This window comes from Pseudomonas sp. NFACC46-3 (genome assembly GCF_900114515.1).
Lineage (GTDB): Bacteria > Pseudomonadota > Gammaproteobacteria > Pseudomonadales > Pseudomonadaceae > Aquipseudomonas > Aquipseudomonas fluorescens_Q.
Genome location: NZ_FOTH01000006.1, coordinates 101,832 through 123,353, shown reverse-complemented (window position 1 = coordinate 123,353; position 21,522 = coordinate 101,832). Strand labels below are relative to the sequence as shown.

The window sequence follows — 21,522 nt, the reverse complement described above, 5'->3', positions numbered from 1 at the left end:
AGATGCCATGGCCGACCTGGCCGTGGTTTTCCACTGGGCACCGACGGACATGGACCCGTTGGGCCTGCAAGAACTGATGGCGTGGCGCGAGCGCGCCCGGGCGCGGAGTGTCACCGATGGGCAATGACTTAAAACTGCGCGTGCTGCTGGGCGCTATCGACAAAGCCAGCGGCCCTTTGAAGGTGATCGACAAACGCAGCACCGCCACCGCTCGCGCATTGAAAGAAACCCGTGATCGCCTCAAGGCGCTCAATGCCCAACAACAAGACATCAGCGCCTGGCGTGCTCAGCGGTCGGCGTCACTGCGCACCGAAGAGGCGCTTAACGCGGCACGGGAAAAGGTTCGCGCCCTCAGCCAACAGTTCGCAGCGACCGGAGCGCCGACGCGAGCCATGACTAAGCACTTTCAGGCCGCCGTCAGGGCCGCCCAGGCGCTTAAGCAGCAGCATCGCAAGCAAGGTGAACAGCTCCAAGCGCTGCGTGCTCGACTGGCCGGCGCGGGTATCAGCACCCAACATCTGGCCCGTGACGAACGCCAGCTACGCCAACAGATCGGAGCCACCAATGCCAGCCTAAGCACACAATACAAACGACTGGCCGCATTGAATGAACAGCAACGGCGCCTGAGCACTGCGCGGGCTTCATTGGATACTTCACGGCGTAGCGCCGGCGAGCTGACCGCCAAAGGTGCTGTCGCAACTGCCGGTGGCGGTTCGGTGTTGTACGCAGGGGCACGGATGTTATCGCCGGGCGTCGACTTCGACGCCAGCATGAGCCAGGTGCAGGCGATTACTCGTCTGGATGAGCATGCCGATGCGCTCAAGGCTTTGCGCACTCAAGCTCGCGAGCTGGGCGGCGCCACCCAATTCACCGCAGGACAGGCTGCCGATGCCCAAGGCTACCTAGGGATGGCAGGCTTCGAACCCAACGCCATCCGGGCCGCGATGCCAGGCATGCTCAACCTAGCGGCGGCAGGTGGTACTGAGTTGGCTCAGACCGCTGACATCGCGTCGAACATCCTGTCGGGGCTGGGCCTGACAGCCGATGAAATGGATCGCCTCGGCGATGTGCTGGTGGGGACGTTCACCCGCTCCAATACCACTCTGCAAATGCTGGGCGACACCATGAAGTACGCCGCGCCCATGGCGAAAACGTACGGTGTGGAATTGGAAGTGGCCGCCGCGATGGCCGGCAAACTCGGCGATGCAGGCCTACAGGGCAGCATGGGCGGCACCGCACTCAGCTCGATCATGAACCGCTTGGCCGCCCCACCCAAAGGCGCTGAAAAAGCCTTGCAGCAACTGAACATCACCACGGCCGATGCGGTCGGAAACCTGCGCCCCCTGCCCGACCTTTTGAAGGAGATCTACAGCAAAACCCATCGCCTGGGCACCGCCGAGAAAGGCGGGCTGTTCAAAGCGATTGCCGGGGAAGAAGCGGTCAAGGGCATGGCTCAACTGGTAGAACAGGCGGGCACTGGACAGTTGCAGGTGCTCATCGCCAACCTGCGCCAAAGCCAGGGCGAAGCGGCGCGCACGGCTAAGGTTATGGCCGATAACCTCAAGGGTGATTTGACCAGCCTCAGCAGCGCCTGGCAGGACCTAGGTATCGAATTACAGGACCAACAGAACGAACCGCTTAGAGAGCTGGCTCAATCCGTCACCGCGCTTGTCAGGAGCATCAAATCCTGGGCGCGGGAGAATCCCAAACTCGCGGCTGGACTCGTTAAAACCGTTGCAATCATCGCCGCGCTGGCCGTCGCTGTCGGCGGGCTGATGCTGGCGTTAGCGAGCGTTCTGTTGCCATTCGCAGCGTTGCGTTTCGTCCTTGTTCAGTTGGGTTTTCGTCTGCCGGGTTTGATTGGCTTGCTGTCGACTTTGGGCCGTACCGTGCTGCCATTCGTGGCGAGGGCGTTGCTCATTGTCGGGCGTGCCCTGATGCTTAATCCAATTGGACTGGCAATCACCGCCATCGCCGGCGCGGCGTATCTGCTGTATGAACACTGGGACGCGGTGACGGGGTATTTAGCCGGCGCTTGGCGTGAAATCCAGACCGGTTTCGACAATGGGCTGGGCGGCATTTTGAAAGTGCTTGCGGACTTCAGCCCGGTCGGGTTGATCTACCAAGCGTTCGCCGCTGTCATGAAGTACCTGGGCATCGATTTGCCCAACCGCTTTACCGCCTTCGGTGGGTTGATGGTCGACGGCCTGGTCAACGGACTAACCGCGGGCATGAACCGCCTGAAAGAGGTGGTTGACCGCCTCGGCACCCGGACCATCGAGGCTTTCAAAGAGACCCTGGGCATCCATAGTCCCTCACGCATATTTGCCGAGTTGGGCGGCTTCACGGTGGAGGGGCTTGTCCAAGGCCTAACGTTGCATGCCGATGGCCCCCTGGGCGCTATAACCGCCCTGGGCGAGCAGCTCATCGCTGCCGGAGGACGGTTGTCGTCGATTGATTCACTGACGGTCGATACTCGCGCTCCGATCAGCCCACGACCTTCCCAACACATTGATAGCCACGACACCTATGCCATTCACATCCACACCACGCCAGGCATGGACGCCAACGCAGTCGCCCGGACCGTACGTGCCGAAATAGCACGGCATCAAAACGAGAAGGCCGCTCGACGCCGCAGCCGTCTTTCGGACCTGGAGTAGCCAACCATGATGCTTGCCTTGGGCATGTTCGTATTTAGCCTCTCCACCGCGGCCTATCAGGAACTGCAACGCCAAACCGAATGGCGCCACGTGAGCAACCCACGCATCGGCGCCGCCCCGGCGAGGCAATTTGTCGGGCGCGGTGAGGACGTTATCACCCTGCCTGGCGTCATCCTGCCGGAACTGGCCAGCAGTGCCTTGAGCCTCAACGCCCTACGCCTGATGGCGAATACCGGGAAGGCCTGGCCGATGGTCGAGGGCAGCGGACGAATCTATGGGCTGTGGATTATCGACAACCTGAGCGAAACCAAAACGCTGTTCTTTCGCGACGGCACACCACGGCGGATTCAGTTCAGCCTCAGCCTCAAGCGCATCGATGACGACCGCATCGACCTGCTCGGCGCGGCGACCAGCGTCGGCGTAAGCATCATGAGGGCGTTGCTGTGATCGATACTGCTCTCCCCCATGTCACCGGCTATCTGAATCGCCAAGATACCGCCCATCCAGTGCCGGCGTTCCGCATCACGGTCGATGGAAAAGACATCGCCCAGTTAATTAGTCCGCGATTGATGAACCTGGAACTGGCCGACAATCGCGGCATCGAGGTCGATCAGTTGAGCATCACCCTCAGCGACCACGACGGACTTTTAACCATCCCGCCTAAAGGCGCGGTCATCCGGCTGTGGTTGGGTTGGAGTGACACCGGCTTGGTGGACAAAGGCAGCTACACCGTCGATGAAACCGAGCACAGCGGCGCACCGGACGTACTTAATATTCGCGCTCGCTCGGCGGATCTTCGCAAGGGTTTGAAAACCAAACGCGAGCGCAGTTGGAGCAACACCAAACTGGGCGACGTCCTGGATGACATCGCTTTGGGCAACGACCTAACCGCCAATGTTGCCGGTGCCTTGGCCGAGTTGCCCATCCTGCAGCTGGACCAGGCGAGCGAATCGGATGCCAACCTAATCAGCCGCCTTGGGGAAGAGTTCGACGCCGTGGTCACCGTCAAAGCCGGACACCTGTTGTGCCTGCCGGCTGGCGGTGGCAAGACCGCCAGCGGTGCAGATTTGCCCCACATCACTCTCAACCGGACCGATGGCGACCAACACCATTATCTACAAGCTGACCGTGGCAGTTACGACGGGGTACGTGCGTATTTCTATGACGTAAACAGCGCGAAGAAACAGGAAGCTATTGCCGGTGGCGGCGACTCTCTCAAAGACCTTCGCCACACCTACAGCGACCGCCAGTCTGCCTTGCGCGCCGCTCGCTCTGAATTCAACCGGTTGCAGCGCGGTAGCGCGACCCTCAGCTACACCTTGGCCCGGGGACGTCCTGACCTGATTCCAGAACTGACCTACACGCTCCAGGGCGTAAAGCAGGAGATAGACGCCATCATTTGGTACGGCGGCAACGTGCTGCATAGCCTGAGTGCGGACAATGGCTACACCGTCAGTTTGGAGTTGGAGAGCAAGCTACCCGAGGACACGGTTGAGGGGCTGGCTGAAGAGAACAGAGGTGACTTCACCGGCGTCATCGCCTACTACCGCGATAGGAAGTCCGGGAAGGAAAAGGCCGTGACGATTGGAGACCAGAGCAAGCCCAAGCGGCTGCACTGGTTGTACGCCACGGAGCATTCGGCGAAGCGGGTTATAGATCGGGAGTGGAAGCGAATGAAGACAGAACGGCAATAACCCGTATTACGAAGACGTTAAAGACAATGCTCAAGGACGACCTCATGCAAGACATACGTTGCGGCCATTGCTGCCGCAAACTCGCCGCTGCCAGCGGCTTCCAGGAATTACAGATCAAGTGCCCGCGCTGTCGGACACTCAACCATCTGAAGGCCCAGAGCCTCCCCCAAGCGTGCCGCGAGCACCCAGAACAACGAGTTCATGAATGCAGCAACCCACCATTGGCAGCCTGTTCGCAGGCATAGGAGGCTTTGATGTCGGATTTGAAAACGCGGGATACCGCAGCGCCTGGCAAGTTGAACTCAACCCCGTCAACCGGGCTGTGCTTGCCGATCGATTTCCCCATGCACGCCAGTTCGAAGACGTGCGCCAGTGCGGCGCCCATAACCTCTCCCCCGTCGATGTCCTCACCGCTGGCTTCCCCTGCCAGGACATCAGCATCGCCGGATGTCGGGAGAGCAATCAAGACACCCGAGGCCTGCGCGGCGAACGCAGCGGCCTGTTCTGGGAAGTCATACGTATCCTCAAAGAGATACAACCTGGCTGGGTGGTCCTTGAGAACGTCGTTAACTTGCTCGCTGTCAACGATAGCCAAGACTTTGAGACAGTCATCCGGGCCCTTGCGGACTGCGGGTATGTGGGATTTTGGCGAGTGCTTAATGCTCAATATTTCGGAGTCCCCCAGCAACGTCGTCGAATATTCCTGGTCGCAGGTTATCGACGCATGCCCCCCTTCGAGTTCCTGGCTGACGCCGCGCCAGTGGACGCAATACCTCCAGCGTCTCGCTCGATCCGATGGCCACGCCCCGCGGATGCCTGGGCTGCCAATACTCTATTGGCAAACAAGGCCGGATCCCAAATCGCTTTGGGCTGTACCACTTTCGTCGCTCACGCGAACGGATGGGATCAGATGGCTGAGCGGCAGCGAGCGGCTGAAGATGATGGGTTTTGCCTCGGACTGGATGCGGCCAACCTTGCGGAGGCTTTCAGTGCCGGAAATGCCGTTGTTACGCAGGTGGCGGAGTGGGTTGGGCGGGGGTTGAGTCAACAGTGGCAACGTGGCCACCGTTGAACAAGCTTGAAAAATAAAATACTTAATTGATGAGGTTGAGCCTAACTCGGACTCAACTTCTCAAAGCTCTAGACTATGAAAATGGATTAATCTTTGTCTTCTTGAGAGTTCCTAATTTGCCGTAACGTGTTGCCTACGGTTATTGCACTCATCAATTCCTTCTCTGCTTTTATTTCACTCAAAGTTCGTCCAAAAACGGAACTAACTGCATCGATAGTCCGCTGAGTTACGCCTACATCATACGCTTGAAGAGCCCTACCTGCCAGAGAAGCAAGAATATCAATGCCAGCTGCGGATTGGCTGCCCTTGAGCCTATCCATATCCTCTTTCATCTGTTTGATAATCTTTTGAGACTTGCTATCTTCCGCCTTTAAAGCATCCAGCTCATTTAAACGATCTGCTATGTCAGCCATAGCCTCATCGCGCTCCTTCAATGCATTTTCGCGGTCCCTGATCGCTAAATTTTTTTCTTCCTCCGTTTCTTTCAAAACTAGGGTTAGATTTTTTACAAACGACCCCATCTCATCAGCACTGCCAGCTAGGACATTAAACAAATCCAAAAAAACTTTAATTTGTTCATTTTTTGAATGGTCGGGGTATTTGACTTTATGATCTATTTCGCTCCAACCTTCTTGAAAAATGGTACGGACCTGAATTTCCGCCTTCAGAATGTTTTTTTCAGGTTGGCTTTGAACGATATAGTGAATTGATCTATACCCTGCATCATGTATAGCTGCCTCCGCCCCTCGTTTAATAATATCAACATTTGGTTCATCTCCTTTGCGAACATATATAACCACAGGCTCGCACAGATCCCAAACCTTACGAATATGGGAATCGATAGCATCACATTCATCTTTGAATAAATGAAGTGCTCGGACCCCAATCAAATCAGTAACAACATCGAGATAGTTATCAACACATATGTTCAGCCACTTATCTTTAACGGGCTCCTCTAATTTCTTCCTAATGATTTTTTTGAGAAGATGTTTTACATTTTTTATCCTCCAGCGGACCGAATGGACGCCGCTGAATGTTCGAATTCTAGATGAAATTTGTTCGGCTGCACTCGTAAGGGCTGGCAACTGAGCGACAAAATCATTAGCGATTAAACTCAGTTGATCCCAATCAGCATTCGATTTTTGCCAATCCTCTAAAGATAACTCTGATTCAAATAAAAAATCTTCCAAATCCATTTCGAACTTCATCAGCATAACTCTTAAGGTCGTTTTTTGGGTTTAAAAGCATCTAACTAGTCACTTACTGCTTAGGCCGTAGAACGTAAGCTTGCAAGCGGAGAATAGCAGCACTTTGCAATCACGCTAAGAGGGGCGCACCAAACCAACGCTCGCCATCATGCGAATCAGGGATTCGGTTACCCGCCACGCGGAGAAAAGCCAGTTTGACGTGAAGCCTGTTTTGACTTAAATTGCCCTAACGAAGCGACTGACCAGATGAGATTGAGCGCTTCCCAGCGGTGAAAACCGTAACCGCGCAAGGCGGTTCGCAAGTGGTGTCTGGATCTGCTTTACCGAACACGAAAAAAGACGCCTACGGCGTCTTTTTTCGTTTCTGCTCCCTAGCGTTTGGTCGACGTAGGCTGCCGCATGTGGATCTTACCGCACAGCAAAATGAAACCCATTCTGCCCAGCAATCGAGGCGGCTTGTCTGTCTGGTGATAAGCGCTTTCGATTATCAGGTTTAGATCCTGAGGCTTACCCGCCGCAGCCCGACGAATTTCAAAAAACACGTGATAAGGCCCGTTCGGGTCCGCGATCGTTATCGAATACGCCCAGTTGCGTTGCGCAGCTGTCTCGCGCACCTTGGCTTGGTGATGGTTCAGCCCTTGAATCACAGTAGGCAGCATCAGTGATAGGCGATAGCGGATTGAGCAGAAGGTTCGGGGTCGCCCAGCATGATCGAAAATAATCTGCTCTCCAGATGGATGCAGGGCCTCGTCATAAGCCCGACTGAAGCAATGACTCGAAAAGGTGACGTGCACGCTCAGCTTTCGCCCCACCAAATCGCTCTGTACTGTGAATGTAAACGGCTCAAGATGAGCGAAATCGTAGGTCTGACCCCCAATGGTCAGTCGCGGAAAATAGGCGGTCACTAAGGTCTCCGTTCCGGCCGGCGAGGCAGTCTCCTCCTGCCTTTATCATCATTTGTAACCGTCCTATGTTTTCGTGCATTGCCCTTACCGACAATGAGAACCCATACGCCGTGTCCTATCGGATAACGGCGAACATTACGCTAATGTTGGATCACACTAGAAACCCGGCGTCTAACCGGGCTTCTTTTCGCTGACATGTATTTAATCTAAATAAATTATTTAATCAAACCTCTATGACTCCACACACAAGAGCGCAGATGCTAACAGCTGCGCAACGTGTCGGATATAACCTCGATCAACTTCAGACATTTCCCTATACCATGTAAGAATTTTCCGCTCATCTTGTGTCAGCTCAGAATTTTCGCGTTCGCTCATATCCAAGCGAGTGTTCTTTTTGTCATCCTGATCCAACATGCCCACTACTCCATTAAGTGCATTGCGTGCGCAACGTTACTTAGGCATGTGGGAAATCGAAACTGAAAATCGTCGTAACGAATCGTTTAAATACGACTAGTTATTTCTCGGCACGGGAAAGGCCGGGAGCGACAGCCATCGCGCTGATGATGCGATGCACAGCTTTTTGGTCATAGTCAGACAGCGTTCTGAACTGGTGCAGCAGCGCTTCTTCGGCCTCGTTCAAGCCTTCGAGCGCAGGTTGCATCCGCCTTCCCGTCAAAACATACGGCACATCGACACCAGCCTTAAGCACCGCCGTAAGGTAGACGGAATCAGGGTTTCGCTCGCCTTTTTCATAGCTGCCCTGGGTATTGCGGGTGATGCCACCCAGTTGCGCGAAGGCCTCCTGGTTGAGCCCAAGCCGCGTCCGTTCTTCACGCAAGCGTTCACCCACGCCAACGTCCATGTCATTTTCAGATGCACAACTTTTCAAACTTTCACCCTTTACAGGCACAAATCTTTGGGCATAATTGCACCAAATCAACACGGATGCCCACGAATGGACACTATGCCCGCCCCTCTCACACCCGAGCAAGCCCGAGCGGTGCTTGATCGAAAAGGTATCAGTATTGCGGAGTTCTCTCGTCAGAACTCGCTGAACAGCAACCTGGTCAGCGACCTGCTGAATGGTCGGAAGAAAGGACGCCGCGGCGAAGCCCATCGGGCTGCGGTGTTATTGGGTATCAAGGTCGGCACTGTCCCGGCAATCATCAATCCATCAGCCCTCGCGCAAGGACGCCGCCGTGAGCACTTACAAATTGGTCTGCCCCCATTGCCAATCACGGATGCGCATCCGCACCAGTGAGGGCACACATATTTTTCTTCGCATTGCTTACTTGCAATGCACTAACGAAGCTTGCGGTTGGTCTGTTCGCGCCGAGTTTGAAATGACACACGAGATGAGCCCCAGCGGGATGGCCAACCCGTCGGTCAAGTTGCCTTTGGCAGATGTCGCGCTACGTCGTGAGGCGATGACAACGAGCGTCGCTCAACTCGAACTATTACCCCCACTCAAGGATGGAGCGGACTGAATGAACGATACCCAGCCTATTTCGCTTGATTACCGCAGCAGCATGCAACAGGCCGCCCTTGCCTATCTGGCTCGCCACCAAGCAGAACATCTTGCCGATGGCGATCAGCTGTTCAAAAACTGTATCCGCCATCTGATCGTTGCACTTGAGGTGCCGTCCGGCATTGCGATGAAACTGGTGCAGTTAGCCTGGACTGAGCATCACGCGGCGGCCGGCCTCGACCACCCTACTTCGCTCTAAACCTTAATCATTGACTCAACCCTACTCGACCGTAGGGCTGGGTTTGTATTGCCTATCAGTTGGTGCGACATGGAACAGTCAGAAACGCTACGGGCTGAAGTGCTTCAACGGCTCAAGGACGATTATGGATTCAAGGCGCGGCACAGCGACGTCTATTGGCGCGGCGGCAAGTGCCCAGCTTGTGGACAAAAAGAGCTTTATACCCGCGTTTCAAAACCGTGGCTGATCATTTGTGGACGCGAAAGCAAATGTGCGAAGCGCTGGCACGTTAAGGAATTGTATGAGGATCTATTCGATGACTGGAGCCGGCGAGTGCCCTCTTGCGATCAATATCCCACCGCAACAGCTCGAGCCTATCTGGAGTTTGCCCGTGGGTTTCGGCTTGAGCTGATTCAGGGCTGGTTTAGCCAAGAGTCCTACTTTTGCCGAGAGCTGAACGAAGGCAGCACTACGGTCCGCTTCGCCCTGGACAAAGGGGGATATTGGGAACGGTTGATCGATCGCCCGCATCGCTTCGGCAAGATGAAAGCTCGGTTCAAGCCTGGCGGTAGTCCTCGCGGCGTTTGGTGGTGTCCGCCTTGCATCGAATTGCTGGATGTCGCCGAACTGTGGATTGTCGAGGGGATCTTCGACGCTATCGCTCTGGTGCATAACAGCATTGCAGCGGTGTCGTCCATGTCATCCAACGCGTTTCCCGAAGAGTCGTTGAGAGAGCTGGCACGACTGCGCGGCGGCAAGTTGCCCAAGTTGGTCTGGGCGCTGGACAACGAGCCCGGTGCACACAAATACACCAGACAATGGGTACGACAGGCCCGCGCCCTGGGCTATGAATGCGAAGCAGCGCAAATCCCTCAGCCTGACAGCCGCAAGGTCGATTGGAATGACCTGCATCAACGCTGGGCCTTTATAGATGACGAGCCCCAGCGCACCGAGCAAATTAAAAGAGACTTGGCTACCGCCCGCTATCACGGCTCGCTTCTGATCGCCGAAAGCGCGACCGAGAAAGGCGCGCTGATGTACGAATGGCGCGAGCGCTATGAGTTTCACTTCGAGTTCGAGAGCCGGCTGTACTGGTTCAAGATGGACCTGGAGAAGTTCAACAAGGCCATGCAGGCGTTGGACTCTTCGGAGCGCCACGAAGACCAGTTGCTTAACGATAAACAACGTCGTGACAAGGCACTGCGCCAATGTGGTGGTGTTGTCGAAATCGCCAACTGCTACCCCCAGGCGCTGTACTTCCAGCGCAACGAAGTCACTGACGAGTCCTGGTACTACTTCCGCGTGGACTTTCCGCACGACGGCGGCAGCGTAAAAAACACCTTCACGGGCGGTCAGGTCGCCGCCGCCAGCGAGTTCAAGAAACGCTTGCTCAGCATGGCTGCCGGCGCGGTGTTCACTGGCAGCGGGCAGCAGCTCGACAAGATCATGAAGGACCAGCTCTATGGGCTTAAAACTGTAGAGACCATCGATTATGTGGGCTACAGCAAGGAGCATGGGGCCTATGTGTTCGGCGACATTGCCGTGCGCAATGGCATCGTCAGCCAGGTCAACAAAGAAGACTTTTTTGAGTTCGACAAGCTGCGGCTCAAGACGCTGCAGAAATCGATTGCGATGCACATCCAACGTGACGCCAAGCAGTACCGCAACGACTGGTTGCCCATGCTTTGGACATGTTTCGGCGCCAAGGGAATCGTTGCACTGGCGTTCTGGTTCGGCTCGCTGTTCGCCGAACAGATTCGCGCACAGTACAAGTCGTTTCCCTTTCTGGAAGTGACGGGCGAGGCCGGTGCCGGCAAGACAACACTGCTGACTTTTCTCTGGAAGCTCCTGGGCCGAGAACACGAAGGTTTCGACCCTTCGAAATCAACACGTGCAGGCCGCCAGCGGGCCATGGGCCAAGTTTCCAACATGCCGGTGGTGTTGATCGAGGGCGACCGCAACGAGCCGGACAAGGCGCATGCCAAGGGCTTTGACTGGGACGAGCTCAAGGACTTCTTTGGCGGCGGCACCCTCGGCACTCGGGGGATGAAAACCAGTGGTAACGAAACCTACGAGCCACCGTTTCGAGGTGTCGTCGCCATCAGCCAGAACGCCGACGTCAGCGCGTCGGAGGCGATCCTGACCCGGATTATCAAAACTCACTTTGCTCGCCCTGCGGTGACCACCGAAAGCCGTGCCGCCGCGGATAACCTGAACTTGATCCCGGTGGAGCAGCTCAGCCACTTCCTGCTGATGGCTGTGCGGGCTGAAGCCCAGGTCATGACGAAGTTTGCCGAGCGCGTGGCGGTACACGAGCAGCGTCTGCGCCAGCTTAAGGAGATCCGTGTGGAGCGGATCATCAAGAACCATAGCCAGATCATGGCGCTGGTGGATTGCCTTTGTTTGATCTGTCCGCTGGATGAAAACCAGCGTGTCACTACCCATCAAGCCCTCACCAGCATGGCTCTGGAACGCCAGGTGGCGATCAGCGCTGACCATCCTTTGGTTGCCGAATTTTGGGACGTTTACGAGTACCTGGAGAGCCTCGGCGAAGGACCGCAGGTCAATCACAGCGTCGACCCGAAACTCATCGCCATCAACCTCAACGACTTCGCCGAAAAAGCCAGCGATCACCGACAGAACCTCGCGGATCTCAAGACCCTGCGCACGCTGTTGGTCAATAGCCGCAGCCGCAAGCTGCTTGAGGTGAACAAGGCCACTTACAGCGCCGTCCGAGCGGCCCAGGCGGCCAATAACGCGATGGCTAGGAAATCCACCACCGTGCGTTGCTGGACCTTCCAGAACGCCTAAGCAACACCGCTTGTAACCACCACCAGACGGGCAACGCCTGGACAACATCAAAGGAGCAACACCATGTCACCAGATCGAATCATAGAAGCGTTTGACGAAATTTTTCGATACGAGAGAGCTCTTCCTGCTATTCGCCTAGCAGGTATTAAGGCGCTACACCGATTGATGCCTGTGGCTCAAGGTCACTCGGGACAGAGTGGCGTCATAGGCCGATTCTTGCTCGGGCTTTACAACGGCCAGGACTACCCCTTCGACATGACCGAACTGCGTCGACTCGATGCGGCTCTTTTTGATGACTGCATCACCGTCTTGCGGCTCGATAACACGACCGAACGAGAGGTGCATCGGTACTTCGAGAATGGTGATGCGATTTGGGAGGAGTTGCGGAATCGATGGGCATGAAGACTGGAGCGAAGTCGTAGCGATCATCACGCAATACCAGGCCAAGGCCTGAAAGATGGTGTCGAGGAGCGCCAACTCCCCGACACCGACCACCACTAAGGAGCAGCACCATGCAAGCACGGAACCCAAGCAGCAGCGCCGGGGAGACTAGCACGAACGCGCTGAAACCCGATGATGACCTTTCCTACGTCAGCCGAACTATGGCGCGCCGTATCGCTGTATTTCATGACTCCCTAGGCGTCGGTATCAAGGAGTTGGCGCGATGAACAATGGTAAATCCTTTCCTTGGAATCTCGACCTGACGGGGTTCTGCGACCAATGCGGGAAATACCGCGCCCACGGCAACCATTACAAGTGCAGTAAGGCCCGACAGGCCATTAACGAGCGACGTCGGGCCGAAGAAGCACGATCCGGTGTATCTCCCAGACCTAAAAAGAGCGCCAGTGTTTGGTGGCTACTTCGCCAGGAGTGATCTTTAAAACCGAGCCCGAAAACGAACGCAATACGGAAAGGTCCGTCAATGGACCCTTCCTCGATACGTTGCAAAGGGGAAGCACATGACACAGGGAGTAGAGACTCGAGGCAATTCCATACGAGTCTATTTTCGTTTTAATGGGAAGCGGTGCCGGGAACTCATACCGGGGGGAAACACAGCGGCCAACCGGGAGCAGGCACAGCGTCTGGTCAATATCATTCAATACGAGATAGAGGCTGGCACCTTCAATTACAGCCGACATTTTCCCAATTCAGCCAGCCTAGTCGAGAACACATTCGGCCACTACCTTGATCTATGGTTGAAGATCAAAAGCAACAGCGTTGCCGCCACCTCCTATAGGGGCTATGCCAATAAAGCGGAAGTGCATGTCCGGCCACGTTGGGGCAAGGTTCAGATCGACCAGATCGATCATCTAGACCTGCAGGAGTGGGTACAGGACACATTGTCGACGCGACTGAAGAACAAGACCATTCGGGACATCATCAGCAATGTGCGGCAGGTCTTTAGGCTTTACCGGACTCGCAAGAAGGTTGCACATGATCCGACTGAGGGGTTGTTTGTGCGCTTACCTGATCCTGAAGCACCGGACCCGTTCACCAGGGCGGAGATCAAGCAAATCCTTGAGACGCCAACCAATCGGACGCAAGAGCTACTGATGGTTCAGTTCATGATTTGGGCGGGGCCGCGGGTATCGGAAACAATTGCGTTGGCTTGGGAGGATGTCGATTTACAGCATGGGACGGTGACGTTTCGTCGCTCTAAGGTGCGAGGGGCTTATCGGGTCACGAAAACACGGCGCTCGACTCGGAAGGTGCGACTTCTAGAGCCGGCTTGGGATGCGCTACGCAAGATCGATGCGATGAATCCGGCAAAAAAGGCGCAGACGGTCGATGTCGTTGAGCGGGACAACAAGACGGTGCGGCAGCATAAGCTGCACTTTGTGTTCCTGAACACCAAAAGCGGTCTGCCGCATGTCAGCGACTTTGTTGTGCGGGATCGTTTCTTCAAGGCTCACTTGAACGCAGCCGGAGTTCGTTATCGTGGGCCCGGCCAGTGTCGGCATACCTACGCCAGCCAGTTGCTCACTACGGGCGTGGCTTCGATTGACTGGATTGCCGAACAGATGGGGCATACCAACGGAAATATGATTCGGCAGCACTATGGGACGTGGATTAATGAGGATGGGCCGGATGTGGTGGGGATGTTGCAGTTAGCGCTGAAGCTGTAGATGTGCAAATTTACGATATCTAGAGCCATGGGAATCGAAAAACACTATCGCGTGTAAGCTTTATCCTACAAGCACAACGGCTTAGGTGTACTTTATTGACTGCCTTGTGAGACATCAGCCTTCACGGCGCATCGACACGTTGATCAAAAAACGTACAAATAAAAATATTTTTAGATAACTAACCCCTCAAGGCTGAATCGATTGGGCGTTGCCGACTAGGATCCAATTTTTATCCACAGGTTTATGCACAGAACAAAAAAGATATGCACAAGAAAAAAAAGACGAAAAAACCCTTGATGTCTTCCGTGGCCATCATTAGAGTGTCAACAAGCAGACAGAACGAGACGATTAGTCAAATTAATGACTAACGTTTGTAAGAGATTGGCTTTTGGCCTAAATGAAAAGTCCCGCGAAAGCGGGACTCAATCGGCCGTAAGGGGGAATGTTGTCGAGACGGTCCCCCTTACGGCTACCCAAGCGCAGAACCTGAGGAGCGAGATTCTATGCGTACGCACATTGTTTGTACAGCTTGTTGCGACCGCTGCTTCGGGGTTCATGCGCATTTATCGCCTAAGGAGAATCCTCATGGCAAATGGCAAAACTCCCGGTTCCAATACCGGTAACAACGGCGGCATTTTTCAGGAACAAGGGCCACGCGGCGGCAAGCGGCCCAACTACACAACTGTTCCTGATAATACGCGCCTACCACCAACCAGTCGTCCGGACTCTACTTGGGTACCTACCCACAGAACTCCAGACAGCACGCGTTAATCAGAAATAGGAAAGGCCTCACCTGAGTATAGGTGAGGCCTTTTTATTTGCTAAAAATTACCAGAACTTCTATAGACGAAGCGCCTGCGGTTACTGATATGACCGCAAGGGTAATCGTTGCGCTTGTCGGCCGAAGTCGACGGCTCACCTTCCCCCTGCCAAAGCCCAACGCCCCTCATCCAGTGCGGACTTTCTTTCCAAAACCGTTGGAGCTAGTCCACATCCTGCGGCACTCCTAAGCGATGAAAACGCCCTCATGGTCCCAGATTGGTCCCATATCGCCTTTTTCCAGACACCAAAAACCACAAACCCCCGACTTTCTCTAGGAAAATCAGGGGTTTGTGTTTGCAGAATGTGGCGGTGAAGGAGAGATTCGAACTCTCGATACAGTTTCCTGTATACACACTTTCCAGGCGTGCTCCTTAAGCCACTCGGACACTTCACCGTATCTCGACAAACGTTCAGTCTGTCGAGGCGCGCTAATGTAGTCGAAAGCTTTTCCGATGGCAAAGGTTTTTTTCAGAATTTTCATGCGGTTAAGCTTGGTCGGGCATTTCAAACGCATCTGGGCAGGGCAAACCGGCCAATCTTCGGGGCTGTATAGGCAATGCTCTATAGATGAAGGCTTGGTGGGATGGGAGGGCCAGGCTGTTTGCGGGGCTTGGGGCTGACCGGTGAGTCAGTCACGGTGCTTTACCTGACCTGCGGCGGTGGGTAACGTCTGCGTCACTTCTCTTACAAGGAATAGCGTCATGAGCGACTTGATTACCTACCATCTCGAAGACGGTATCGCGACCCTGACCTTGAACAACGGCAAGGTCAATGCCATCTCGCCAGATGTGATTGCCGCGTTCAACGCTGCGCTGGACCAGGCGACGGCGGATCGGGCGGTGGTGATCATTACCGGGCAACCGGGGATTTTGTCGGGTGGTTACGATCTGAAAGTGATGACTGCCGGTCCCAAGGAAGCGGTGAGCCTGGTCACGGCAGGCTCGACCCTGGCCCGTCGCTTGTTGTCGCACCCCTTCCCTGTCGTTGTCGCTTGCCCGGGGCATGCGGTGGCCAAGGGTGCGTTCCTGCTGCTCTCGGCGGACTATCGCATTGGTGTGGAAGGGCCATTCAGCATCGGCCTGAACGAAGTGCAGATCGGCATGACCATGCACCACGCCGGTATCGAGCTGGCCCGTGATCGCCTGCGCAAGTCGGCGTTTCACCGCTCGGTGATCAATGCCGAGATGTTCAATCCGCAGGGCGCTGTGGATGCCGGTTTCCTCGACAAGGTGGTGTCGGCCGAAGAACTGCAGGGCGCAGCCCTGGAAGCGGCGCGTCAGTTGAAGAAGATCAACATGACAGCCCACAAGAACACCAAGCTGAAAGTGCGCAAGGCTCTGCTGGATACGCTGGACAGTGCGATTCTGCTGGATCAGGAGCACTTGGGCTGACGCTTGTAGAGCCGGGCTTTTTCCTACGCGCGCCGTTTAAAAGTCCGCAACCGCTCTAGGCCGCTTCTGTCACGTTATTTGGAAACATGCGCTTAAACATCGTCTATTTCCTACATCTATAGGGGCAATTGCCGAAAACAGTGCACATCCGTACACTGCGCAACCTTTTGTCCCGATGGGGCCCGTAGATGCTGTTTGTATTGCGTATGTTATTGATGGGCCTGCATTTTGTAATGGCTGGCGTGCTCGGGGTAATTCTGGGCCTGTGCCGGCCGTTCAACCCGGACAACAGCCGTTTATGCGCAAGGTTGTACGCATTGCCGGCGATGTGCATTTTGCGTTTGCGGGTCCGGACGCAGGTCGACTCGCTGGTGAATAAGCCCAACGGCTGCGTCATCATCGCCAACCACCAATCCAACTATGACCTGTTCATGTTCGGCAACGTGGTGCCGCGCCGTACCGTGTGCATCGGCAAGAAGAGCCTGAAATGGGTGCCGCTGTTCGGGCAATTGTTCTGGCTGGCGGGCAACGTGTTGATCGACCGCGGTAACGCGATCAAGGCCCGAAAATCGATGCTGACCACCACCCATACCTTGCAGCACGAGGACACCTCGATCTGGGTTTTTCCGGAAGGCACACGCAATCTGGGCGCAGACCTGCTGCCATTCAAGAAAGGCGCCTTCCAGATGGCAATCGCCGCCGGAGTGCCGATTGTTCCGGTGTGCGTGAGCAGCTACATCAAGCACATGCGCCTCAATCGTTGGCGCAGCGGTGACATCCTCATACGTTCATTGCCGGCGATTCCTACGGCCGGATTGAGTATGGATGACATGCCCCGGCTCATTGCCCAATGCCGTGAACAGATGCGCGAGTGCATCGCGACAATGGACCGGCAGTTGCAAGCCGCCTGAATGGAAACCTACCCCCCTCGGTGGGTTTTCTTTTGCTGCCGAACTCCGCAGATTTTGCTGACTCTCAAGCTACAGGGCGCGTTAAGCTGGACGCCGCCTGTCACTGCCATTTCCAATAAGAAGTGAACCACATTATGGGTAGAGTCGTTGCTGCTGCGGTCTACAGCGCCGGTAAGAAAGTCACCAATATCACCCTCGACGAAGGCAGCACCTGGGCTGCCAAACCTGGTCATTTTGTGTGGATCGGTCTCGAAGAGCCCAGCGCCCTGGAGCTGACCAACCTGCAGCGTCAATTCAACCTGCACGAACTGGCAATCGAAGACGCCATGGAGAAACACAGCCGTCCCAAGCTGGAGACCTTTGGCGATGCGCTGTTTATCGTCACGTATTCGCCGATACGCAAGGACGGCAAGCTGCAGTTCATCGAGACCCATATCTTTGCAGGCAAGGGCTACATCATCACGGCTCGCAACGGCCACTCCGCGTCCTACGCCCACGTCCGACAGCGCTGTGAGGCGCGTCCGCTGTTGCTGAAACACGGGGAAGATTTCGTCCTCTATGCCATCCTTGATTTCGTGATTGAAAACTACCAGCCAATGGGTGAGGCCATCCACGCCGAAATCGATGAGCTGGAACACAATGTCATGTGCAGTTCCCTGAACGAACGGGACATCCAGAACCTGCACAGCTTGCGCCGCGACGTATTGCGCCTGCGCCGTTATGCGGCGCCAATGGTGGAGATCAGTGAAGAGTTGCAGCGACTGGACTTCCCCTTCATCGACAAGAACATGAGCCCGTACTTCCGCGACGTGCAGATTCATGTCACGCGGCAAATGGAAGACCTGACAACCCTGGCCGACATCGCCAGCCAGACCATCGAAGTCGGCGTGTTGCTCGAAGCGTCGCGCCAGAGCGTGGTGCAGCGCAAGTTTGCAGCTTGGGCGGCGATCCTGGCGTTTCCCACGGCTGTGGCCGGGATCTATGGGATGAACTTCCAGGACATGCCGGAGCTGAGTTGGCAATACGGCTATTTCGCGGTGCTAGGAGTTATCGCGGTGGGATGCTCGTCGCTGTGGTGGAGCTTCAAGCGATCGGGATGGTTGTAGGCGCGTTCTTCGCTGGGATGTGTGTGGGATTCATCGCGAGCAAGCTCGCGATGACCTGGCACATCCAGCATCAGGCCAACTGATCCCCCCTATCGCGAGCAAGCTCGCTCCCACATGAGGGGTGATCGTTAGCCTTGGGTGGCTTCGGCCTGCGGCTTGTGCGCGACGAAACGCATCATCCACTCCGCCACCGTGGTGCCGTGGTGCTCGTGGGCAAGGCTCGCTACGCCCTGGCTATAGATCTGCTCGCCGAGGTGCTGCTGGCGAATCTCCAGCAAGGCCCGGGAATAATCGTGGATGAACTCTGGGTGCCCCTGGAAGCACAGCACCTGATCGTTGATGTGGTAGGCGGCGAACGGGCAGAAATCGCTGGAAGCGATGACCGTCGCGCTTTCGGGCAATTCGGTGACCTGGTCCTGATGGCTGATCAGCAAGGTCAACTCTTCCATCACCGGGCTCATCCAAGGCGCCTTGGCGGCGAGCTTGTAGCGATGGGTGCCGACGCCCCAGCCTTGGGTGGCGCGCTCGGTCTTACCGCCCAGCAACAACGCCAGCAGCTGGTGACCAAAGCACACACCGAGCAATTTATCGCCGCGCTGATAGCGCGCCAACAGGTAGGTCTTGAGGGTTTGAATCCAAGGGTCGGTGCCGAAGGAATCAGCCTTGCTGCCGGTCACCAGATAAGCGTCGAACTGCTCGTCATCGCTGGGGTAATGCCCCTCCATCACGTTGTACACAACAAATTCGGCCGCAATGGGCTGCTGCGAAAACAGGCGCTGGAACATCTGCCCGTAACCCTGATATTGGTCGACCAGTTCCGGACGCAGGATATCGGTTTCCAGAATGCAGATGCGTAGCGACATAAAAAATACCTGACACGATGATGGGAATATTGCACACCCCAGAGCCTGCCTTGAAACATGGTTCCAAGGCAAGCCCTTCCCCGGTCTGTCAGAACAGTTCGTGGCGGGCGGCTTTCTCCAACAACAAGGCCGGCGGGGAGAAGCGCTCGCCGTATTGCTCGGCCAGATACTGGGCGCGACCGACAAAGTCTTGCAGGCCGTATTGGTTGATGAACTGCAGCGCACCGCCGGTCCAGGCAGCGAAGCCGATGCCGAAGATCGAGCCGATGTTGGCGTCGGCCGTCGAAGTCAGCACTCCCTCCTCCATGCAGCGCACGGTTTCCAGGGCCTGGATGAACAGCAGGCGATCCCGGATATCCTGCGGGGAAATCTGCCCATCGGTTTTCTCGAAGCGGCTCTTCAGCTGTGGCCACAGGTACTTTTGCCCATTGGCCGGGTATTCATAAAAACCGGCACCGGCGGCCTTGCCCGACCGCTTGTACTCGTTGAGCAGCAAGTCAATCACGGCGAATGCCGGGTGCTCAATCGGCATCTTCCCTTCTGCGTGCAGGTCCTTGGCGGTTTGCGCGCGGATATGGCTCATCAGGCTGAGGGAAACTTCGTCAGAGATCGCCAGAGGCCCGACCGGCATCCCGGCCTTGCGCGCTTCGGTCTCGATCATCGGCGCGCTCACGCCCTCGCCGAGCATGGCGATGCCCTCATTGGTAAAGGTGCCGAACACCCGCGATGTGAAGAAACCGCGACTGTCGTTGACCACAATCGGCGTCTTGTTGATCTGCAGGACAAAATCGAAACCCCGAGCCAAAGTCGCGTCACTGGTACGCGCCCCCTTGATGATCTCCACCAGGGGCATTTTTTCCACCGGGCTGAAGAAGTGCAGGCCGATGAACTTCGTCGGGTCCGGTACAGCCAGGGCCAGGCCGGTGATAGGCAAGGTCGAGGTGTTGGAAGCGATCACCGCATCATCGCCCACCACCGCCTGGGCGGCGGCCGACACGCTGGCTTTCAGGGCGCGATCTTCAAACACCGCTTCGATGACCAGGTCGCAGCCGGCCAGGTCTGCGTTGCTGTCGGTGGGGTGAATCCGCGCCAGCGTGGCTTCGCGCTGCTCGGCGGTGAGTTGGCCGCGGGCGACCTTTTTATCCAGCAACGCCGCCGAACGGGCCTTGCCCTTCTCGGCCGCCGCCAGATCGACATCCTTGAGTACCACCGCGATGCCGGCCACGGCGCTGACATAGGCGATACCCGCCCCCATCATGCCTGCGCCGAGCACGCCGACTTTTTTCGTCAGATAAGGCGCAAGACCCTGTGGGCGAGAACCACCGGCCTTGATCTCGTTGAGCTGGAACCAGAAGGTGCCAATCAGGTTCTTCGCCACTTGGCCGGTGGTCAGTTCAGTGAAGTAGCGGGTTTCGATCAGGTGCGCGGTGTCGAAATCAACCTGGGCGCCCTCCACCGCTGCGCAGAGGATTTTCTCCGGTGCCGGCAGGCAACCCTGGGTCTTGTTGCGCAGGATCGAAGGGGCGATTGCCAGCATTTGCGCAACTTTCGGATCAGACGGCGTGCCGCCCGGGAGTCGATAGCCCTTTGCATCCCAGGGTTGGATGACGCTGGGGTTGGCAAGAATCCAGGCCCGGGATTTGGCCAGTAGTTCATCACGATCCTTCGCCAGCTCATCGATCAAACCGGCCAGCAGCGCTTGTTGCGCATTGACCTTCTTGCCCTCGAGCAGATACGGCAAGGCCTTTTCCAAACCGAGCAGTCGCACCATCCGCACCACCCCACCACCACCCGGCAACAGGCCGAGCGTGACCTCCGGCAGGCCGAGCTGCACCGACGGCAGGTCCAGGGCCACACGATGATGGCAGGCCAGGCAGATTTCCCAACCACCGCCGAGGGCCCCGCCATTGATGGCCGCCACCACGGGTTTCCCCAGGGTCTCCAAAGTACGCAGTTGGGCCTTGAGCAGCAGGACCATGTCGTAGAAAGCCTTGGCCTCGGGCTTGCCGACCTTGATCAATTCATTGAGGTCACCACCCGCGAAGAAGGTGTGCTTGGCCGAGGTGATGATCACACCGGTAATCGAGTCCTTTTCAGCCTGCAAACGGGCGACGCAGGCGGCCATGGCCTCACGGTACACCGCGTTCATGGTGTTGGCGCTCTGGCCCGGCATGTCCAGGGTCAGGACGACGATCCGGTCCTGGCCAGTTTCGTAACGGATGGCATCGGTCATGAAAAAGTGTTCCT

General features: G+C 56.3%; 19 protein-coding genes, 1 tRNA gene and 1 pseudogene. 15 read left to right on the top strand and 6 right to left on the bottom strand.

Features of this window, described 5'->3' with window-relative positions:
* Positions 1–7 precede the first annotated feature (7 nt).
* From BM300_RS09405 to BM300_RS09380, 6 genes are read left to right on the top strand one after another with little or no spacing between them, the layout of a single operon-like run.
* Positions 8–127, top strand: a complete 120-nt coding sequence (locus BM300_RS09405; RefSeq protein WP_072344080.1) for a GpE family phage tail protein — start codon at positions 8–10, stop codon at positions 125–127.
* Positions 117–2,660, top strand: coding sequence for a phage tail tape measure protein (locus BM300_RS09400; RefSeq protein ID WP_092462638.1), 2,544 nt, complete (start codon positions 117–119; stop codon positions 2,658–2,660). Before BM300_RS09405 ends, BM300_RS09400 begins: the two co-directional genes overlap by 11 nt.
* Positions 2,661–2,666: 6 nt before the next feature.
* On the top strand, positions 2,667–3,107 hold the full coding sequence (locus BM300_RS09395) for a phage tail protein (RefSeq protein ID WP_092462636.1): 441 nt from the start codon (positions 2,667–2,669) through the stop codon (positions 3,105–3,107).
* Positions 3,104–4,354 (top strand): phage late control D family protein, encoded by a 1,251-nt coding sequence (locus tag BM300_RS09390; RefSeq protein ID WP_092462634.1) that lies wholly within the window; start codon positions 3,104–3,106, stop codon positions 4,352–4,354. Before BM300_RS09395 ends, BM300_RS09390 begins: the two co-directional genes overlap by 4 nt.
* 26 nt (positions 4,355–4,380) lie before the next feature.
* Positions 4,381–4,599, top strand: coding sequence for a Com family DNA-binding transcriptional regulator (locus tag BM300_RS09385; RefSeq protein ID WP_310650581.1), 219 nt, complete (start codon positions 4,381–4,383; stop codon positions 4,597–4,599).
* Positions 4,560–5,426 (top strand): DNA cytosine methyltransferase, encoded by an 867-nt coding sequence (locus tag BM300_RS09380; protein ID WP_092462633.1) that lies wholly within the window; start codon positions 4,560–4,562, stop codon positions 5,424–5,426. Before BM300_RS09385 ends, BM300_RS09380 begins: the two co-directional genes overlap by 40 nt.
* Before the next feature lie 86 nt (positions 5,427–5,512).
* Here the strand turns inward: BM300_RS09380 and BM300_RS09375 are convergent, their stop codons facing one another.
* From BM300_RS09375 to BM300_RS09360, 3 genes are all read right to left on the bottom strand, one after another.
* Positions 5,513–6,634: a RelA/SpoT domain-containing protein gene (locus BM300_RS09375; protein ID WP_170862038.1), complete on the bottom strand. Its 1,122-nt coding sequence runs from the start codon at positions 6,632–6,634 to the stop codon at positions 5,513–5,515.
* Between the two features lie 371 nt (positions 6,635–7,005).
* The gene (locus BM300_RS09370) at positions 7,006–7,539 is read right to left on the bottom strand and encodes a hypothetical protein (protein WP_092462629.1); all 534 of its coding nucleotides are present in this window, start codon (positions 7,537–7,539) and stop codon (positions 7,006–7,008) included.
* 514 nt (positions 7,540–8,053) lie between these two features.
* Positions 8,054–8,389 (bottom strand): helix-turn-helix domain-containing protein, encoded by a 336-nt coding sequence (locus tag BM300_RS09360; RefSeq protein ID WP_256575815.1) that lies wholly within the window; start codon positions 8,387–8,389, stop codon positions 8,054–8,056.
* A gap of 114 nt (positions 8,390–8,503) precedes the next feature.
* Between BM300_RS09360 and BM300_RS31340 the strand changes: the two are divergent.
* The 6 genes and pseudogenes from BM300_RS31340 to BM300_RS09325 form a co-directional block, all read left to right on the top strand.
* Positions 8,504–8,695, top strand: a pseudogene (locus BM300_RS31340) (DNA-binding protein); the annotation flags it as partial.
* Positions 8,696–8,738: 43 nt separating this feature from the next.
* Positions 8,739–9,026 (top strand): Ogr/Delta-like zinc finger protein, encoded by a 288-nt coding sequence (locus BM300_RS09350; RefSeq protein ID WP_092462623.1) that lies wholly within the window; start codon positions 8,739–8,741, stop codon positions 9,024–9,026.
* Entirely contained in the window at positions 9,027–9,266 is a 240-nt protein-coding gene (locus BM300_RS09345; protein WP_092462621.1) for a hypothetical protein, read from the top strand.
* Positions 9,267–9,335: 69 nt separating this feature from the next.
* Positions 9,336–12,056, top strand: a complete 2,721-nt coding sequence (locus tag BM300_RS09340; RefSeq protein ID WP_170862037.1) for a toprim domain-containing protein — start codon at positions 9,336–9,338, stop codon at positions 12,054–12,056.
* A 63-nt stretch (positions 12,057–12,119) separates the two neighbouring features.
* Complete coding sequence (locus tag BM300_RS09335) at positions 12,120–12,458, top strand: DUF7673 family protein (RefSeq protein ID WP_092462619.1); 339 nt, start codon at positions 12,120–12,122, stop codon at positions 12,456–12,458.
* Between the two features lie 557 nt (positions 12,459–13,015).
* Entirely contained in the window at positions 13,016–14,182 is a 1,167-nt protein-coding gene (locus BM300_RS09325; protein ID WP_092462615.1) for an Arm DNA-binding domain-containing protein, read from the top strand.
* Positions 14,183–15,308: 1,126 nt separating this feature from the next.
* On the opposite strand, the gene BM300_RS09315 is transcribed toward BM300_RS09325, so the two are convergent.
* A tRNA-Ser gene (locus tag BM300_RS09315) sits at positions 15,309–15,398 on the bottom strand.
* Between the two features lie 307 nt (positions 15,399–15,705).
* Here BM300_RS09315 and BM300_RS09310 point away from each other — a divergent pair.
* The 3 genes from BM300_RS09310 to BM300_RS09300 all read left to right on the top strand — a co-directional run bounded on the left by BM300_RS09310 (position 15,706) and on the right by BM300_RS09300 (position 18,412).
* Complete coding sequence (locus tag BM300_RS09310) at positions 15,706–16,395, top strand: crotonase/enoyl-CoA hydratase family protein (RefSeq protein WP_092147211.1); 690 nt, start codon at positions 15,706–15,708, stop codon at positions 16,393–16,395.
* Between the two features lie 188 nt (positions 16,396–16,583).
* Complete coding sequence (locus BM300_RS09305; RefSeq protein ID WP_063324952.1) at positions 16,584–17,306, top strand: 1-acylglycerol-3-phosphate O-acyltransferase; 723 nt, start codon at positions 16,584–16,586, stop codon at positions 17,304–17,306.
* 134 nt (positions 17,307–17,440) lie between these two features.
* A complete protein-coding gene (locus BM300_RS09300; protein ID WP_063324951.1) occupies positions 17,441–18,412 on the top strand; it encodes a magnesium and cobalt transport protein CorA in 972 nt (323 codons plus the stop codon).
* A gap of 128 nt (positions 18,413–18,540) precedes the next feature.
* Here the strand turns inward: BM300_RS09300 and BM300_RS09295 are convergent, their stop codons facing one another.
* Both BM300_RS09295 and BM300_RS09290 read right to left on the bottom strand, forming a co-directional pair.
* Positions 18,541–19,275: an amidotransferase gene (locus BM300_RS09295; RefSeq protein WP_063324950.1), complete on the bottom strand. Its 735-nt coding sequence runs from the start codon at positions 19,273–19,275 to the stop codon at positions 18,541–18,543.
* A gap of 88 nt (positions 19,276–19,363) precedes the next feature.
* Positions 19,364–21,508, bottom strand: a complete 2,145-nt coding sequence (locus BM300_RS09290; RefSeq protein ID WP_092462613.1) for a 3-hydroxyacyl-CoA dehydrogenase NAD-binding domain-containing protein — start codon at positions 21,506–21,508, stop codon at positions 19,364–19,366.
* Positions 21,509–21,522 lie beyond the last annotated feature (14 nt).